The 16,679-nt window shown below is 73.0% G+C and carries 21 protein-coding genes; 6 read left to right on the forward strand and 15 right to left on the reverse strand.

What is annotated here, in order from left to right; all coding sequences use genetic code 11:
* Window positions 1–122: 122 nt before the first annotated feature.
* The gene (locus ACRYR2_RS08850) at window positions 123–317 is read left to right on the forward strand and encodes a hypothetical protein (RefSeq protein ID WP_432562485.1); all 195 of its coding nucleotides are present in this window, start codon (window positions 123–125) and stop codon (window positions 315–317) included.
* 227 nt (window positions 318–544) lie between these two features.
* Here ACRYR2_RS08850 and ACRYR2_RS08855 read toward each other — a convergent pair whose 3' ends face one another.
* Window positions 545–1,420, reverse strand: coding sequence for an NmrA family NAD(P)-binding protein (locus tag ACRYR2_RS08855; RefSeq protein WP_432562486.1), 876 nt, complete (start codon window positions 1,418–1,420; stop codon window positions 545–547).
* 139 nt (window positions 1,421–1,559) lie between these two features.
* Between ACRYR2_RS08855 and ACRYR2_RS08860 the strand changes: the two genes are divergently transcribed.
* Window positions 1,560–2,510 carry an AraC family transcriptional regulator gene (locus tag ACRYR2_RS08860; protein ID WP_432562487.1) on the forward strand — a complete coding sequence of 317 codons (951 nt, stop codon included), beginning with the start codon at window positions 1,560–1,562 and terminating at the stop codon, window positions 2,508–2,510.
* Window positions 2,511–2,532: 22 nt separating this feature from the next.
* Here ACRYR2_RS08860 and ACRYR2_RS08865 read toward each other — a convergent pair whose 3' ends face one another.
* The 3 genes from ACRYR2_RS08865 to ACRYR2_RS08875 form a co-directional block, all read right to left on the reverse strand.
* Window positions 2,533–2,841: a GNAT family N-acetyltransferase gene (locus ACRYR2_RS08865; protein ID WP_432562488.1), complete on the reverse strand. Its 309-nt coding sequence runs from the start codon at window positions 2,839–2,841 to the stop codon at window positions 2,533–2,535.
* A 5-nt stretch (window positions 2,842–2,846) separates the two neighbouring features.
* Window positions 2,847–3,797 (reverse strand): DUF5996 family protein, encoded by a 951-nt coding sequence (locus tag ACRYR2_RS08870; protein ID WP_432562489.1) that lies wholly within the window; start codon window positions 3,795–3,797, stop codon window positions 2,847–2,849.
* 66 nt (window positions 3,798–3,863) lie between these two features.
* Window positions 3,864–4,370 (reverse strand): MarR family winged helix-turn-helix transcriptional regulator, encoded by a 507-nt coding sequence (locus tag ACRYR2_RS08875; RefSeq protein WP_432562490.1) that lies wholly within the window; start codon window positions 4,368–4,370, stop codon window positions 3,864–3,866.
* Window positions 4,371–4,454: 84 nt separating this feature from the next.
* Between ACRYR2_RS08875 and ACRYR2_RS08880 the strand changes: the two genes are divergently transcribed.
* From ACRYR2_RS08880 to ACRYR2_RS08890, 3 genes are all read left to right on the forward strand, one after another.
* Window positions 4,455–5,522: an LLM class flavin-dependent oxidoreductase gene (locus ACRYR2_RS08880; RefSeq protein ID WP_432562491.1), complete on the forward strand. Its 1,068-nt coding sequence runs from the start codon at window positions 4,455–4,457 to the stop codon at window positions 5,520–5,522.
* Between the two features lie 184 nt (window positions 5,523–5,706).
* Complete coding sequence (locus tag ACRYR2_RS08885) at window positions 5,707–5,883, forward strand: hypothetical protein (protein ID WP_432562492.1); 177 nt, start codon at window positions 5,707–5,709, stop codon at window positions 5,881–5,883.
* A gap of 105 nt (window positions 5,884–5,988) precedes the next feature.
* Window positions 5,989–6,186 (forward strand): hypothetical protein, encoded by a 198-nt coding sequence (locus tag ACRYR2_RS08890; protein WP_432562493.1) that lies wholly within the window; start codon window positions 5,989–5,991, stop codon window positions 6,184–6,186.
* Here ACRYR2_RS08890 and ACRYR2_RS08895 read toward each other — a convergent pair.
* The 3 genes from ACRYR2_RS08895 to ACRYR2_RS08905 all read right to left on the reverse strand — a co-directional run bounded on the left by ACRYR2_RS08895 (window position 6,178) and on the right by ACRYR2_RS08905 (window position 9,004).
* Complete coding sequence (locus tag ACRYR2_RS08895; protein WP_432562494.1) at window positions 6,178–6,972, reverse strand: helix-turn-helix transcriptional regulator; 795 nt, start codon at window positions 6,970–6,972, stop codon at window positions 6,178–6,180. The genes ACRYR2_RS08890 and ACRYR2_RS08895 overlap by 9 nt on opposite strands.
* Before the next feature lie 293 nt (window positions 6,973–7,265).
* Entirely contained in the window at window positions 7,266–8,384 is a 1,119-nt protein-coding gene (gene menC, locus ACRYR2_RS08900; protein WP_432562495.1) for an o-succinylbenzoate synthase, read from the reverse strand.
* Entirely contained in the window at window positions 8,381–9,004 is a 624-nt protein-coding gene (locus tag ACRYR2_RS08905; RefSeq protein WP_432562496.1) for a GNAT family N-acetyltransferase, read from the reverse strand. Before ACRYR2_RS08905 ends, menC begins: the two co-directional genes overlap by 4 nt.
* Window positions 9,005–9,161: 157 nt before the next feature.
* Between ACRYR2_RS08905 and ACRYR2_RS08910 the strand changes: the two genes are divergently transcribed.
* Complete coding sequence (locus ACRYR2_RS08910) at window positions 9,162–9,728, forward strand: GrpB family protein (RefSeq protein ID WP_432562497.1); 567 nt, start codon at window positions 9,162–9,164, stop codon at window positions 9,726–9,728.
* 159 nt (window positions 9,729–9,887) lie between these two features.
* On the opposite strand, the gene ACRYR2_RS08915 is transcribed toward ACRYR2_RS08910, so the two are convergent.
* The 8 genes from ACRYR2_RS08915 to ACRYR2_RS08950 form a co-directional block, all read right to left on the reverse strand.
* A complete protein-coding gene (locus tag ACRYR2_RS08915) occupies window positions 9,888–11,558 on the reverse strand; it encodes a GGDEF domain-containing protein (RefSeq protein ID WP_432562498.1) in 1,671 nt (556 codons plus the stop codon).
* A gap of 332 nt (window positions 11,559–11,890) precedes the next feature.
* On the reverse strand, window positions 11,891–12,127 hold the full coding sequence (locus tag ACRYR2_RS08920; protein ID WP_432562499.1) for a hypothetical protein: 237 nt from the start codon (window positions 12,125–12,127) through the stop codon (window positions 11,891–11,893).
* 337 nt (window positions 12,128–12,464) lie between these two features.
* Window positions 12,465–13,760 carry a Na+/H+ antiporter NhaA gene (gene nhaA, locus ACRYR2_RS08925; protein WP_432562500.1) on the reverse strand — a complete coding sequence of 432 codons (1,296 nt, stop codon included), beginning with the start codon at window positions 13,758–13,760 and terminating at the stop codon, window positions 12,465–12,467.
* An 87-nt stretch (window positions 13,761–13,847) separates the two neighbouring features.
* Window positions 13,848–14,210 carry a fluoride efflux transporter FluC gene (locus ACRYR2_RS08930; RefSeq protein WP_432562501.1) on the reverse strand — a complete coding sequence of 121 codons (363 nt, stop codon included), beginning with the start codon at window positions 14,208–14,210 and terminating at the stop codon, window positions 13,848–13,850.
* On the reverse strand, window positions 14,207–14,626 hold the full coding sequence (locus tag ACRYR2_RS08935) for a fluoride efflux transporter FluC (protein WP_432562502.1): 420 nt from the start codon (window positions 14,624–14,626) through the stop codon (window positions 14,207–14,209). Before ACRYR2_RS08935 ends, ACRYR2_RS08930 begins: the two co-directional genes overlap by 4 nt.
* Window positions 14,627–14,725: 99 nt before the next feature.
* Complete coding sequence (locus tag ACRYR2_RS08940) at window positions 14,726–15,031, reverse strand: DUF3349 domain-containing protein (RefSeq protein ID WP_432562503.1); 306 nt, start codon at window positions 15,029–15,031, stop codon at window positions 14,726–14,728.
* 13 nt (window positions 15,032–15,044) lie between these two features.
* A complete protein-coding gene (locus ACRYR2_RS08945; protein ID WP_432562504.1) occupies window positions 15,045–15,344 on the reverse strand; it encodes a hypothetical protein in 300 nt (99 codons plus the stop codon).
* A gap of 13 nt (window positions 15,345–15,357) precedes the next feature.
* Window positions 15,358–16,575, reverse strand: a complete 1,218-nt coding sequence (locus tag ACRYR2_RS08950; RefSeq protein ID WP_432562505.1) for an inorganic phosphate transporter — start codon at window positions 16,573–16,575, stop codon at window positions 15,358–15,360.
* Between the last annotated feature and the right edge of the window lie 104 nt (window positions 16,576–16,679).

Consider the following 16,679-nt stretch of genomic DNA (forward strand, 5'->3'; position numbering starts at 1 on the left):
CGCGGCCGGCCGTCGGTACAGCCTGCTGCACCACCGGCCAGGTAGCCGACGGGATCGAACGGGCGGCCGCGAACTCCCAGGCTGGAACCGTCCCCGTCCCCTCGACGTGTCAGGAGTAACCCGTGTCCGGACAGCACACCCCGTCCGCCCCGTCCGCGAGCTCCCGTGCCCTGCTGTGGATCGCCCTGGCCGTCGGCCTGGTGGTCAACGTGGCCGGGTCCACCGGCGCGCTGCCGCTGGTCGTCGGGATCGTCGGCGGACTCGTGACGGCCGCGGCCGCCGTCGGGCTGGTCGGCGCCCGGGTCCGCCGCCGGTGAGCGCTCCGTCGCACCCATCGGTGTCACCACGTGGAGTGAGGCGTCGGTGTCCCGATCCGGTCGCTCCGGCGACGTTCCCGGGACACCCACGGGTCCACCCACGTGCCGTGGGCCGGTCCCACGGCCGCACCCGTGACGATCCGCCGTGAGTGCGGTCGCGTCGGGGGAACCGGGCGGTGGGCGTGCACGCACCGCGCGAACCCGCGCACGTTCCGCCCCGGGCCCCGTCAGGCGGGAACGGACGGGGCGGGGAGCGCGTCGGCCCACTCCTCGAACTCGGTCGGCGACGACGTCGCCGCGCTGCGTCCCTGCGTCGAGCGCACGACCCCCGCGTTGAGGGCCGCGTTCATCCGCACCTGCAGGTCCGCCACGTCGGCCGGCAGCCCGGCCTGCACGAGGGCGGCGCGCATCGCCTCGTCCGGCACCCGCACGTACCGCAGCGACGGCACGCCGATGCGCGGGCCGAGGGCCGCGACGACCTCGGGCACCGTCCGGTCGCGCGGGCCGAGCACCTCCCGCACCCCGGATCCGGCGCGTGCCAGCAGGGCCTGCGCCGCGACGGCCGCGACGTCGGCGGTGGCGACCACGGGCAGGGCGACGTCGGGGTCGATGGAGTCGGCGTGCACCCCCTCGGCCCGCATCGCGTCCAGCGACACCGCGAAGCTCTCGAAGAACAACCCGGGCCGCAGGAACAGGACGTCGGCGTCGAGGGCGCGCAGCCGCAGTTCCTGGTCGTGCAGGCTGCTCAGGAACCCGGTGTCCGCGTCCTGCTCGGCGCCCAGCGAGCTGAGGGCGACGACGTGGCGGACGCGCGCGTCGGCCAGCGCCCCGGCGATCGCCTCGCCCACGGCGCGTTGCTGCTGCCGGTAGCCGGCGGCGAACGCGTCGAAGGGCGAGAGGACGTAGGCGGCGTCGGCGCCCGTGAAGGCGTCGGCGAGGAAACCCCGGTCGGCGGCGTCACCGGCGAACGGCACGGCACCGGGCGCCAGCTGCGCGAGCCGGTCCGCGCGACGGCCCACGGCACGCACCTCCTCCCCCGCGGCGAGCAGCGTGCGGACGACGGCCCGGCCGGTGTTCCCGGACGCTCCCAGGACGGTGATCATGGCGTTCCCCTCTCGGAAAGGTCGGTACGTCCACCCTCGACGCCCGACCGCGGACGGGGAACGCCCCGCCGTCCGGCGGACCTGCCCGATCGTCCAGGGCAGTGGACCCGCGCGTCCCCGAGGACCCAGACTCGGGGCCGTGACGCAGACGCCCGTGCACCCCCCGTGGGCGGTGGCCGACCCCGTCGGGGAGGCCCTGCACGTGCTGCGGATGACCGGGACGTTCTACTGCCGTTCCGAACTGTCCCAGCCGTGGGGTTTCGCGCTGCCCCCGATGCCGGGCTGCCTGTGGTTCCACGTCGTGACCACGGGCCGCGCCGTCCTGGTCACCGCGCACGAGACGGTGGAACTCGGGCCCGGTGACCTCGTCCTGGTTCCCCGCGGCGAGGGTCACACGCTGGCCGGCTCCCCCGGTGCGGCCACACCGTCCATCCTCACCCTCGAGCACGCGACCTCGCAGGCGAACTACGGCGTGCTGCGCACCGGCGGCGGCGGGGAGGCCACGACGATGGTCTGCGGCGCCGTGCGCTTCGACTCCCCCGCGGCGCGGACGCTGATCGACCTGCTGCCCGCCCTCGTGCAGGTTCCGGCCGCCCCGGCCAGCCGGCTGGGCGACGTCCTGCGGCTCATCGCCCTGGAGGTCGAGGAGTTCCGGCCCGGCGGGGAGGCCGTGCTGACCCGGCTCGCCGACGTCCTGGTCGTCCAGGCCCTCCGGAACTGGCTGGAGACCGACCCGGGTGCGCGGGCCGGCTGGCTGGGCGCCCTGTCCGATCCGCTCGTCGGTCCCGCCCTCGCGCTGGTCCACCGGGATCCGGCGCGGAACTGGACGGTCGCCTCGCTGGCCTCGGCGGTGTCGTCGTCCCGCAGCGCCTTCGCCGCCCGGTTCACGGCCGTCGTGGGTGAGCCGGTGATGCAGTACGTGACCCGCTGGCGGATGCACCTGGCGCTGGACCGGATGCGCGCCGAGGACGTCACCGTGGCCGGGCTCGCGCGCGATCTCGGGTACCGCTCCGAGGCGGCGTTCAGCCGGGCGTTCACGCGGGTGGTCGGGCAGCCACCGGGTACCGCCCGCCGCGGGACCTCCCGCTGAGCGCCGCCGAGCCCCCGCGGCCTCAGTCGGTGACGCGGCTCGGGGGCGCGTTGAAGAGGAGGTCGGCGTACTCGCCGTGGCGCCGGACCCAGGCGTTGATGAACGGGCACAGCGGCATGACCCGGGTTCCGTGCGCCCGGGCGTCGTCCAGTCCCGCCCTGGCCAGGGCGCTGCCCACGCCGCGCCCCTCGAAGCTCGGGTCGACCTCGGTGTGCGTGAAGACGACCATGTCGTCGGTCGTCACGTAGGCCGCGAACCCGGCCAGCGTCCCGTTCTCGTCGTGCGCCTCGTACCGCTTCGCGGCGGGGTTGCGGGAGACGGTGACCGCCACGGCGCTCACCGTCGGTGGTCCCACCGCGCGGGGTCGTCCTCGAGCTGCGCGCGGTCCCACCGCGCGTTGTCGGCGGCGGCGGCGTAGGTGCTCTGCAGGAAGGCCGTCAACGTGCCGTCCGGGTCGGCGGAGCGGCGCACGTCCTCGTAGGGCAGCAGGAACTGCCGGTTCTGCGTGCTGTAGAACGCCTCCGGCGGGGAGACGGGGTGGCCGGCGAACCCGTCGGGTTCGGGGTAGGCGTAGGCGTAGAAGGCCCCTTCCTCACCCCCGCCCGGCCAGAACCCGCAACTGCTCAGCTCCCGGGAGTACCCCTCCTCCATCACCCAGTCGCCGCAGTTCGGTGCCCCGCCGGGGTGCTTCGGCGCGCCGCGCCCGGAGAAGCGGGTGCAGGCCAGGTCCATGGAACCCCAGAAGAAGTGCACCGGGCTGACCTTGCCGACGAAGTGGGCGCGGAACTCGCCCATCACCCGGTCGGCCTGCAGCAGCTGCCGCCAGAACGCGTTCACCGCCTGCGGGTCGTAGGAGGCGTGCTCGTGGTCCTGGTCGAAGGGGACGGCGGGTTCGACCTCGTTCGGGGTGGCCCGGATCTCGGTGTGCAGGCCCAGCTGGTCCAGCGCCTCCATGACCTCCGCGTAGAACACCGCCACCGGTTTCGCCTCCAGGGCCACCGTCCGCGTCGGGCCGTCGCTGGAGCGCACGACCAGGCGGTGGTCCACGAAGTCGAACTCCACGTCGAAGGCTCCCGCGCCGTACGGCACGGCGGACGTGGACAGGCCCCGCGGACTGACGTACAGGGTGGCCTGCCACCAGTGGTTCACCAGTGGCGCGTGGGCCATCCGGACCTTGCCGACGATCTGGGTCCACAGGTGCAGGGTCTCGCGGGTCGGTCCCCAGTCCTCCACGCGCAGGGCCGGCCACGTCGTCCCGGTCAGGGTTCGCGGTCCGGATGCCGTCATGAGTGCTCCTCGGTCTCGTCGACGGGTGAGCGGTCGGGAGGAACCTACGAGCAGGTGGTGAACACGTCAACCACCTGCCTGCGGGGGCAATCCGAGGTGCGCGCGCAACGCGGCGGTCGCCTCACCCAGAGCGCGGAGCTGCTCGTCGGAGAAGGCGTCCACGAACGTCTCCTTCACGGCCTGCAGGTGCGCGCTCGTGCTGCCGTGGAAGGCTCGCGCGCCGGTCTCGGTGAGCACCACGAAGGCTCCCCGGGCATCGTCCGGGCACGGCTCGCGCCGCACCAGACCACGCTTCTCCATCCGGCCCAGGTGCCCCGAGAGCCGGCTGCGCTCCCACTCGATCAGCGCGGCGAGTTCCGAGGGCCGCAGCGAGTTCCCCTCCGCCTCGCTGAGAGCCAGCAGGACCTTGTAGTCGCCGCTGGACAACTGCGCATCGCGTTGCAGCCGCGCCTCGATGCGGGAACGCACGACGTCGAACGTCTCGACGTGGGCGCGCCAGACCGCGAGTTCCGCACTCGTCGGAACCCTGCGTCGCCTGGCGGTGCTCGTCGTCCCTCCCGAGGTCGTTGACACGTGAATCCTAGGAAGCTGATGATGCACACGTCAACCACTTCCGCGACGAGGTGGTGCGCGCGGGAACCGCCGTGAGGGAACACCGTGATCGACGCCGGCCGGCTGCAGTTCGGCATCGACAGCTTCGGGGACCTGCCCCGCGACGGCCGGGCGAAGGTCGTCTCGCACGCCGAGGCGATCCGCGCGACCGTGGCCGAGGCGGTGCTGGCCGACCAGGTCGGGATCGACGTCGTCGCGCTCGGCGAGCACCACCGGCCGGAGTACGCGATCTCCAGTCCCGAGACGGTCCTGGCGGGCATCGCGACGGCCACGGAACGGATCCGGCTGGCCTCGGGCGTCACGGTCCTCTCCTCCGACGACCCGGTGCGCGTGTTCCAGCGCTTCGCCACGGTCGACGCGCTGTCCGGCGGCCGCGCCGAGGTCGTGCTGGGCCGGGGGTCCTTCACCGAGTCCTTCCCCCTGTTCGGGTTCGACCTGGAGGACTACGACGTCCTGTTCGAGGAGGAGATCGACCTGTTCTCCCGGCTGCTGGACGAGGAACCGGTCACCTGGGAGGGGACCACCCGCGCCCCGCTGCGCGCCGCCGACGTGTACCCGAAGACGGAGTCGGGCCGGCTGACCACGTGGGTCGGCGTCGGCGGCTCCCCGGAGTCGGTGGTGCGTACGGCGCGCTACGGGTTCGGGCTCATGCTCGCCGTCATCGGCGGCCCACCCGACCGGTTCGCCCCGTACGTCGACCTGTACCGGCGCGCGGCCGAGGAGTTCGGCACCCTCGCGCACCCGGTCGGCATGCACTCCCCCGGCCTCGTCGCGGCCACCGACGAGGAGGCCAGGGAACTCTTCCACCCCGGCTACCAGGTGATCCGTGACCGCATCGGTGCCCAGCGGGGCTGGCCACCGCTGCGCCGCAGCGAGTTCGAGGCCGAGATCGCCTCCGGTTCGCTGTACGTCGGCTCGGTCGAGACGGTCGCGCGCAAGATCGCCGCCGCCGTCCGGACGCTCGGCGTCGGACGGTTCGACATGGTCTACTCCGCCGCCGGCACGGTCTACGCCGACGCCCGGCTGCGGTCGGTCGAGCTGTACGGGACGCAGGTCGTGCCGCGCGTCCGGGAACTGCTGGCCGAGGCACCCGCCGGGGCAGCCGCCTCGTAGCCGGAGGACGCCACCGGCCAGGGGTGCGACGGTCGCGGGGAACGGAACGACCCCGGCCGGGGCACGGCACGTACGCACTTCCCCGTATGGCCCGGGGCGGCCCGGGGGATCACGCTGCCCGCACGGAACCGACAGAGGTCGGAGAAGGTCGGAGAAGGTCGGCGAAGGTCGGAGGTGGTTCGTCGTGACGTGGGTGATCGTCGGGGTGGTGGCCGTCGTGGCGCTCGTCGCGCTCGGCTGGGGCACCCGGCGCGGGCTGGACCGTGCGAGCCGATCCCCCGACCCCGAGCGGGCGCGCGCCGCGCAGGAACTGCGCGACCAGATCGAGCGCGGCAGGAACGACGCCGGCGGCCTGCGCTGAGCGGCCGTACGCGGTTCCCCGTATGGAGGCTCCCCGCGCTCCCGGACACGCTGTCAGCACGGAGCACCCGCTCCGGGGAGGACGGGTTCGTGCTGGAGGTGCGACGTGAAGGACGTGCGGTGCCTGATCGGCAGGCACCACTGGATCGTGCAGCAGGCCGAGGAGGACCGGCACCCGTACCGCACCTGCGTGCGGTGCCACGAGGACGAGGCCGCGGTGCCTGGCGACTACCCCGCCGCGCTGGCCCACGTCGGGGACTTCTTCGACCGCACCGTGAGCGGTTTCGGCCCACGGTCACGGTGAGCGGACGTCCTGCAGGACCCCGAGGCGACGGGCGGCCTGCAGGAGGGACGCGGTGCCGAGTTTGGCGTTGACGTGCTCGAGGTGCTTGTCGACGGTGCGCAGGGAGATGCCCAGGTCGCGCGCCACGCTGCGCCGGGACGCCCCGGTCAGCAGGGCGAGGACCACTTCCCGTTCGCGGCCGGTGACCGCGGGGACGTCCACGAGGTCCTGGCGCACGTCGGGGGCGAGACGTGCGAGGTCCCGCCGCAGCCGGCGGGTCCTGGCGACGACGGCCTGCGCGGCCGCCACCGTGCGCCAGACCTCCTCGACGTGGTCGCGCTCGGCGAGGGAGAAGGGGCGCCCGCTGCGACCGACCCCGAAGGCCGACAGCGCGGCGCCGGGACGAACTTCGAGCGGGAAGTCGAGTTGCTCGACGACACCGATCGAGGTCCTGAGGTGGCGGAACCCCTCCGAGCGCCGCCACTGCGGGCTGACGTCGTCGGGCGCGAACACGCCGTACCCGCGGCCTTCCAGGTGCACGACCGCGACCGGGTGCATGAGCAACCCCGAGCTGGCGTCCACCTGCCGCAGCAGCCGTTCCGTCGCCGTGGGGTCGGGCCAGATGCGGATCACGGTACGCGAGAGGTCGGCGAGCTCGATCGACTGGAACGACACCTGGTCGCAGATCCCCGACCGCAGCAGGCAGTCGGCGACGGCCTCGACCGGAACCTCCTCGGCGTCCGCGGCGACGGCGTCCAGCAGTTCCGCCCGCAGGTCGCTCAGCGCCTGCACCCGACGTTGTGTCACGGCGCACCTCGCAGGTTCCCCGGGGGCGATCGCGACGGCGCCCCGCGCAGCACCACGGTAGCCGTCCGCGGACGTGGTTTCACGCAGGGAACGGGGTCCGGGGTGCAGGCACACTCACAGCGACCGGTGCGGGAGGAGGTGCGCGATGAGCCCGGCCACCGCGGCGGCGACCACGTCCTGCTGCACCGGGTTCCGCGGGACCCGGAGGAGCGCGCCTTCCCGGACCCGTCCCCGCGGTCCCCGCGGTCCCCGGAGTGCGGGGATCACGACGGTGAGCACCGGTCGCCTCCCCGTCAGCCCGTGAACCCCGCCACCCGGACCCGGTTCCGCTCCAGGAACTCCCGGTCGACCGAGACGCCCAGACCCGGTTCGGTGGACACCTGCACCACCCCCGACGACGCGGTGATCGGCGTCGTCACGTCGCGGGCGTAGTACTTCTCCGAGGCCGACACGTCCGAGGGCAGCGTGAACCCCGGCAGGCTGGACACCGCGACGTTCGCCGCCCGGCCGACGCCGAACTCGTGCATGCCCCCGACCCACGCGGGCCAGCCGAACTCCACGGCCAGGTCGTGCGCGGCGACGGCCGTGGTCAGCCCACCCATCCGGGAGACCTTGACGTTCAGCACCCGCCCGGCCCCCAGCGCCTGCGCGGTCCGCAGGTCCTCCAGGGTGTCGATCGACTCGTCCAGGCACACGGGCGTGGCCACGTCGCGCTGGAACTGCGCGGAGGTGGTGAACGCGCGCGGGGCGAACGGCTGCTCGATCATCGTCAGCCCGAACTCGTCCAGGGCGCGCAACGCCGCCAGGTGGCCGGGGTCGGACGTGTAGGCGCCGTTGGCGTCGACGTGCAGCAGCAGGCCGTCGCCGAACGCGGCCCGCACGGCGCGGACCGGTTCGACGTCCCAGCCCGGTGCGATCTTCAGCTTCACCCGCGGGTACCCGGACTCGACGTGGTGGTGGCGGACCTGCTCCAGCAGGTCGTCGATCGTCTCCTCGATCCCCAGCGACACCCCCGCGACCACCTCGGTCCTGGTGCCGCCCAGCGTGCGGGCCAGCGGAACCTCCTGCACCGCGGACCACAACGCCCAGGCCGCCGCGTCGACCCCGGCCGCGGCGAACCGGTGCCCGCGCACCTTGCGGTAGGCGGCGGAGACCTGCGCGGGGTGGTCCACCTCCAGGCCCACCACGGCGGGCAGCAGGTAGGTCGAGGCGATCAGCCAGCTGGTCGCGACGGTGTCGGGGGCGAAGTAGGGGTCGGAGGGGCAGGCGATCTCGCCCCAGCCGGTCCGGCCCTCGGCGTCGGTGAGTTCCACCAGCAGGTGCTCGAGGAAGTTCTTGCGGTGCGAGCTGGTCTGGAACTCGTGCACCAGCGGCAGCCGGACCTGGTGCAGGTCGGCCCGGACGATCCTCACGGTTGACTCCTCACGGCGAACCCGTACACGGACGAACCCTGCTCACCCCGCCGGCAGGTCACCCCGACCAGGCCCGCGCCGAGCAGGCGGCCGAACTCCGCCCGCACCGGCGTGCCGGGGGCCACGAGGAGTTCCTCGACGACGGGACCGGGTTCGGCGGGCGAGAGGAGGTCCCACTCGACGACGACCCGGTCGGTGCCCGGCCGGTGGTAGAAGTCCTCGACGTACCAGCGGGCGCGAGCCCCGAGCACGTCGAGGTTGAAGTGCGCGTTGCGGCCCAGCAGCGGGTCGTACGCCCAGCGCATCGTGCGCACCCCGAGCCCGCGCACGACGTCGGCCTGCGCCTGCTTCAGCCGCCGGCCCAGCCCCTGCCCCTGCTGGTCCGGTGCCACGGCGGCGCTCTGCGAGTAGTGGTACTCCCCGTGCGCGTCGCGGGCGTGGACGCCGTAGGCGAAGGCGACGAGCCGCGGGCCCTCGAGGAGCCCGACCGCCGAGCCGCCGTTGCGCACCAGCGCCGACAGCAGTCGCGGGTTGAGCTCGAGGCCGGGTTCGCCGCGGCCGAGGACCTCGCGGTACAGCGAGCAGGCCTGGTCCTGCAGGTCTGCGGTGTCGAGGAGCACGCTCCTCAGCACGGCGGCCGCCCGGTGATCACCAGCCCACGATCGACCGCCCGCCCACGCCGGTCAAGCGGTGGGTGTCACCTCGCACGGCCGCCACACCCGGACCCCGCAGCCGCCGAGGACGGTGGCCGCCGCCCCGCACGGCGAAGATGTCCCGGTGAGTGCCACACGTGACCCGCGCCGACCCGACGTCACCACCGTCGAACTCGTAGGAGGTGTCGAAGCGCTCGAGCTCGAACTGCACGACCACGACGAGCGGTGGGCGGACGCCTACCTCGATCACCGGCGACGGATCCAGGCCGCCCTGGCCGCCGTGGACGTCGAGATCGAGCACGTCGGTTCCACCTCCGTCCCCGGGCTGGCCGCCAAACCCGTCGTCGACATCGTGGTGACCGTGGACGACATCACCGCCGAGGAGGACTACCTCGACGCGCTCCTGGCCGCCGGGTACGAACTGCGGGTCCGCGAGCCAGGGCACCGCCTCGTGCGCACACCGGCGCGAGACGTCCACGTGCACCTCTACGGCCGCGGCGACCCGGCCGTGGACGAGTACCTCCTCCTGCGTGATCACCTGCGCAGCGACGCGGACGACCGTGCCCTCTACGAGAGCACCAAGAGGACGCTGCTCGGCCAGCGGTGGGACGACGCGAACGCCTACGCCGACGCCAAGACCGACGTCATCTCGGCGATCAAGGCACGAGCGAGGGCAGCTCGCCGGCACTGACCACGCGGTCGGTCCCGGCGAGGTCCCGAGCAGCACCTCCGGGAGGGACCTCCCGGCCATCCCGGCCGACCCAGCAGCCCGCCGAACGGTTGCGGCGCCTGCCCCTCCTGCAACGGCTGTTCGATGCCCCGCCCCTGGACGAAGCCGTCGTCTGAGCGCTCAGCCACCTCGGTGGTCTTCTCCGGCACGGGCCAGGCCGAGCCGGCCCGGGACCGTCACGGTCGTCCGGCGTCGGCGGCGCTTGTTCTGGTACATGCGCTCGTCGGCGACCTTGAGCGCCGCCGGCAGCGGATCCTGCACCGACAGGTCCACAACGGCCGCGCCGCAGGAACAGCCCACGGAGGCGGTCTCCCCGCGGGCAGTCGCCACCGGCTCCTCGACAGCGACCGGGACTCGGCGCAGCAGTTGCCGATCGATCACTTCCCCGGGCGGCTGGTCGTGCAGCAACAGGACGAACTCGTCCCCGCCGAGCCGCGCGACCAGGCCGTGTCCGTCGACGACGCCGGCCAGGCGAGCCGCCACGGCCCGTAGGACGTCATCACCGGCGTCGTGACCGAGTTCGTCGTTGACAGCCTTGAAACCGTCCAGGTCCAGCAGGACCACACTCCATCCCGGCACCTGGTCGACCGGCAGACCGGCACCGACCTGCTGGCGTTGGCGAGGCACGCCGTCCGGTCGGTCCAGGTCGCTGATCAGGTGCTGTCGGGCGAAGTCGGCCAGACCGCGGCGGGAGTAGACGCCGGTCAGGTCGTCCCGGACGGCGGCCTCGGCCCGGTGACGGTCGCGCCAGGAGTCCCGCGCACGGATGCCGGCGTGAGCGATCGACAGCAGGATCGCGGTGGCTGTGGCGCCCAGTGTCGCCGGCCCGGGTCCCGGCAGTGCGTCGTGGACCAGCCCCCACGTCGCGGCCGCGATGATCATCGGCAGGATGTTCTGCACCAGCACCGTCGTCACGACCACCGCCACAGCCGGCGTGCGCGCCGGGGGCGCGGGAACCACAGCGACGGTCACCGGCTCGAACCGCGGCTCGCGCAGGTGGGTCAGCACGAGAACGCCGGCGCCGGTCACCGCCGCGGCCAGGCCGACGGCGCCGCCGACGACCCAGTCCCGCGTTTGACTGACGACCATGCCGGCATCGCCCAGCACCAGCCCGCACACCCCCACCGACGTGGCAACCACCTGCCTCACACCGTGCCCGTTGACCGGCTCGCGGGAACGAGCGCCGTTGGTCAGGGAGGCCACCGCGCCCAGGGCGATGGCGACGGTGACGATGTCGAAGAAGCAGAACAGCGAGTAGGACTTGCCGTCGTCGACGACCCCTCCCAGCGGGGTCAGGACCAACGCGACCGCGGCCGTTGCGGCGGTGAGCTGCATCCGGGCCACACCGGCCCGAGCAGGGGGCCAGCACGACCGGGCTCCGACCGACCGCGACGGCCCAGCCCGGTGCAGCGTGTGAGCGATGAGGGCCACCAGGAAGACGTACCGGACGAGTTCGACGGTGACGGTGAACCCCGGTTCGAACTCGTCCTCGAGGTAGCTCAAGCCGGTGGGGTCGACGGTGAACAGCCAGTAGGAGTCACCCAGGAGCGTCAGCAGGACCCAGGCGCTGAGCAGGAGCAGCGCTCGACGGGCGTGCCGGCCCGGAGCGAGGCACGCGGCCCCCACCGCCACGACGGCAGCGACGGCCTCGAGCAGGACGATGTCCAGGTCGATCGTCGCGCGGTAGTCGCGCAACACCCACAGCCAGATCGCGACGAGTACGGCCGCCGCGGCGACGGGAACAGCGCGGCGACGGAACGACGTCCTGCCGACAGGGTCCGCCCGAGTCACCTGAACCCCTCCGAGGTGTCGCTGGATGAGGCGACGTGAGTGCAAGTACGGCCATCGTGCCCGCAACCGGAGTTCCATCGCGGGCCGATGACGTCATTGACTCCCCTTCGGGGGTCAGGTCGCGCACCCTGGAGGTACTGCAGCCGACAGACCACAGCGCCAGGGCGTACCGACGGAGACGGTGTTCCTCGATCGCGACCTCTGAACCGACGATCCCACTGCAGGACTGGAGGTGATCGCCTGACTGCTGCGGTCAGCCAGCCGGCCGGCGCGGGTGTCCGTGCGCCGCGGCTCCACGCTCGGTCGTCCCGCCGTCGTGGGGTTCACCCTGCTCAGCAGCTCCCACCGCCACCGTCGGCCCCGCCGCACCCGCCACCGTCCCAGGAACCTCCGCCAAGGCTGCCGCTGCTGTCGCCGCCGAAACCCTCGCCGGATCCGCCTCGACGGGCCTCGAGCCAGAACGGGGTGGCGCGGGCGGAGCGGTCGGCGCGGCGACCTGGTCGGACGTGGTCGACGACCCCCAGCACGAGGACCACGACGGCGAAGAGGACGAACACGACGACCACCACGACCACCTCCGTTGGTCTTCCAGCTACGTGCAGCAGCGGGAAGGAAGACGCTGACCGCAGCGTGCCACAGGAGCTGCGCACCCGGGGCCGGAACGCTTCCCCGGGGGGAGTCCCCCCTGACGCCGGTCAGGAGCACTCAGGACAGCACCGGCCCGGACGCCCTCGTCCGCCGATGCCGTGATGCGCAGCGCTGGTCCACGCGACGGCGATCGCTCGCGCAGGGCGCCGTCCGGTCGGCTCGAGGCGCCGGCACGATCACCACGACCGGTCCGCCGGCGACAGCGGACCCGGGCCGTCGGCTGCCCGACTCCGCGACCGTCAGGAGTCGAGCGGCGGGTCAGCGCTCGTAGACGTCGGGGATGCCGTTGCCGTCGGCGTCGACACCCTCCTCCTGCTCGATGCGCCGGTAGACGCGGTTGCGGGTCGAGAGCACGACCGCCGCGATGAGCGCCGAGACGGTGGAGCCGACGAGCACGCCCAGGGTCACGTGCTCCCCGGCCGGGCTGCCCTCGCCGAAGGCCAGCGAGCCGATGAGCAGCGAGACGGTGAAGCCCATCCCGGCCAGCATCGACATGCCCAGGACGTCCACCCACGACAGGGTGTCGTCGAGCTCCGCCTTCGTCAGCTTCGAGAGCAGGAAGGTCGTCAGCACGATCCCGACGGGCTTGCCGAGCACCAGACCGGCGATGACACCGAGGGCCACCGGGTCCCCCATCGCCTCGGTGAACCCCTCGACCCCACCGATGGCCACCCCTGCGGACATGAGGGCGAAGACGGGGACGGCGAAGCCGGCCGAGATGGGCCGCCAGCGGTGCTCGAAGTGCTCCGAGAGCCCCGGACCCGCCTCGGGGCCGCCGTTCTTCTCGCTGCGCAGGACCGGCACCACCAGGCCCAGGAGCACACCGGCCACGGTCGCGTGGACGCCGGAGGCGTGGACGAGGGCCCAGGTGGCCAGGGCCAGCGGGAGCAGCAGCCACCAGGACCGGATCCGCCGCTGCACCGCGACCGTGAAGGCGGCCAGCGTCACCAGCGCGATGAGCAGGGGGGTCCAGTTCACCTGGTCGGTGTAGAAGATCGCGATGACCGTGATCCCCAGCAGGTCGTCGACGACGGCGAGGGTCAGCAGGAACGTGCGCAGCGCCGACGGCAGGTGCGAGCCGACGACGGCGAGGATGCCGAGCGCGAAGGCGATGTCGGTGGCCGACGGGATGGCCCAGCCGGTCAGACCGCCCTCGACGGCGTCGGGGTGCCACACGTTGACCAGGACGTAGAACAGCGCCGGGACCGCCATCCCGCCGACGGCCGCCGCGATCGGCAGGGCCGCGGCGCGCGGGTTGCGCAGGTCGCCCGCGACGAACTCCTTCTTCAGCTCCAGGCCGGCGACGAAGAAGAAGATCGCCAGCAGGCCGTCGGCCGCCCAGTGCTCCACGGACAGGTCCAGGTGCAGCGCGGCCGGACCGACGTGGAACTGCCGCACGTCCTCGTAGCTGTCCCCGGCGAGGTTGGCCCACAGCAGGGCCAGGACGGTGAAGACCAGCAGCAGCAGCCCACCGGTCGTCTCGTTGCGCAGGACGTCGGCGATGCGCTTGGCCTCGGGCCAGGTACCGCGGGAGAACAAGGGGGTGGAGGGCACGAGCTGACCAGCTTTCCGGGGTCGACGACGAAACCGCCGACCAGACTTCCCGGCACACCCTGCCGTGAGCCTACCCGAGGACGCCGACTAGCCCAGAACTCCCAGGCCCAGCCCGAACGCCGCGGCCAGCACGGTCAGCGCGAGGCTGCCCACGAGGTTGCCGGCCGCGGGCCGCAGCGCCCCCTCCCGGACCAGGCGCACGGTGTCGGTCATCGCCGTGCTGAAGGTGGTGAAACCACCGCAGAAGCCGACGCCGAGCACCAGCCGCCAGGCCGGGTCGGCGCCGTCCAGGACGAGACCGGTCAGCAGCCCCAGGAGGAACGAGCCGAGCACGTTGACGACGAGGACCCCCCACGGGAACTGGGAGGGGAACCTCGCGCGGACGGCGCCGTCGAGGGCGAACCGGCAGGCCGCCCCCAGTCCCCCGGCGAGCGCGAGCAGGACGATCACCGCGACCCCGCCCCCGCGCGACGGGCCGCGAGCGCGGTGCCCGCGACGACGGCGAGCAGTCCCGCGGCCAGGCTGAGCGCCGCGTAGCCCAGGGCCGTCGCGGTCGAACCGCCGCTGATCAGCCGGTCGAGCTCGACGGCGAAGCTGGAGTACGTCGTCAGGCCTCCGCAGAAACCGGTGCCCAGCCCCAGCCGCCACCGCTGCAGCGCAGGCGTCTCCCGGCCGCGGCGCAGGAGTTCCTCGAGCAGGAACCCCAGCACGAACGAACCGGCGACGTTCACGACCAGCGTCCCCAGCGGCCACCCGGCCGTGGTGGGCACGAGTTCGCCCACGGCCCACCGCACGAGCGTGCCGACCGTACCGCCGGCCCCGACGAGCAGCAGGAGACGTGGATCGCGGTGGGCGGGAGCGGGCACCCCTCCACCCTCCCACTCCCCGGCGATCAAGGACTCAGCGGCGGCGATCAAGGAATCAGCGGGAGTGCTGAACCCTCGGTCGCCGGGAGGGGGGATGGGTCAGGAGGGGATGACGGCCAGCGGCCAGCCTCCGGCGGCCAGGCGGGAGGAGACCCGGGCCACGTCGCTCTCGGCGGGCTCGTCGAGGGTCGCCTCGTTGACCAGGCGCTCGACGTCGGCGACGGTGATGACCTCGCCCTGTTCGGCCAGGCCGGCCAGTTCGGCGGCGATCTCGTGCACCTCGGTGTCGGTGAGCTTGCGGCGCAGCAGGCCGAGCAGCACGACGTAGTCCTGGCGCGGCACCCCGGTCGGGTACCCGGCGCGCAGCCAGGCGACGACGCGGCCGGCGAGAGTGGTCGAGCTCACGGGAGTTCCCCCCTCACTTGTCGACGATCGTCGGGTGGACGTGCTCGAAGCTCAGCGCCTTGCCGAAACCGCTGGCCACGACGTACGCGATGCCGAGCGCGACGACCAGCAGGCAGACCGCGAAGCAGGCGACCGCGAGCACCCGGCCGACCGGGTGGCCCGGTTCGTGGCTGGTCTCGGCGTCCCCGCCGGCGCCGAACGCCATGGCCCGCACACCGGCCGAGAACAGCACCGGGACCCCCGCGCCGAGGACGAGGGCGAGCAGCAGGATCTTCCACAACGCCTCGCCCACGAGGACCAGGTTCTGGGTCATGCGGATGCTCCCCTCAGACCGAGGCCGGCGTGCGCCGGGCGCCCGCGGTCTCGTGCCACTCGTCGTTGACGTTGTCGGCGTGCACCGGGTCCCTGCGCGAGCGGGCCACCACGGCGAGCGTGAAGGCCAGCAGCGCGACGCTGATGACCAGTGCGCCCAGGAGCCCACCGCCGAGGAGGTCGGCGAGGAACCACATCAGGGCCCCGACGACCGCCGCGGCGGGGATGGTCGTGACCCACGCGACGACCATGCGCCCGGCGACGCGCCAGCGCACGGTGGCCCCGGGCTTGCCGAGTCCGGCGCCGAGGACCGAACCGGTGGTGACCTGGGTGGTGGACAACGCGAAACCCATGTGGCTGGAGATGAGGATCACCGCGGCGGAGGAGGTCTCCGCCGACATCCCCTGGGCCGGGCTGATCTCGATGAGTCCCTTGCCCAGGGTCCGGATGATCCGCCAGCCGCCGAGGTAGGTCCCGGACGCGATGGCCAGGGCGCAGGCCGCCTTGACCCAGAACGGGATCTCCTCCAGGTTCGTCCAGTGCCCGGAGGCGATGAGGCCGAGGGTGATCACCCCCATGGTCTTCTGCGCGTCGTTCGTGCCGTGCGCGAGCGAGACCAGCGAGGCCGAGCCGATCTGACCCCACCGGAAACCCTGGTCGGTGAACCGCTGCGCGACCCCGGTGACGACGCGGTGCACGAGCCAGGTGCCGACCGTGGCCACCAGGCAGGCCAGGACGGGTGAGGCCAGGGCCGGGACGACGACCTTCCCGACCACACCGTCGATCTTCGACCCGTCCCCGTTCCAGTTCACCCCGGCCCAGCCCAGGCCGGCGACGGTGGAACCGATGAGCCCGCCGAACAGGGCGTGCGAGGAACTCGAGGGCAACCCGACGAGCCAGGTCAGCAGGTTCCAGGCGATGGCTCCCACCAGGCCGGCGAGCACGATGGTCAGGAGCGCGGAACCTCCGCCCGCCAGGAGCTCGGGTTTCGGCGCGCCGTCGCTGTCCTGGATCTTCACGACGGCGTTGGTGACGGTGAGCGCGACCTCCACGGAGAGGAAGGCGCCGATGAGGTTGAGGATGCCGGACAGCGCGACAGCCGTCTTGGGCTTGAGCGCGCCGGTGGCGATGGACGTGGCCATCGCGTTGGCGGTGTCGTGGAAGCCGTTGGTGAAGTCGAACGAGAGAGCGACCACCACGACCAGCACGAGGATGACGGTTGCGGTCTCCACGTCGGCAAGGCTGCACCCGCAGCGCCGGGCCGGAAACCCGTACCGGGGCGACCGCCGAACTGTTCACCACCAGTTCACCCGGCCGCGGGAACCCCGCGCTCCAC

Origin of the sequence: Kineococcus deserti (assembly GCF_050871945.1) — a bacterium.
Classification (GTDB): Bacteria; Actinomycetota; Actinomycetes; order Actinomycetales; family Kineococcaceae; genus Kineococcus.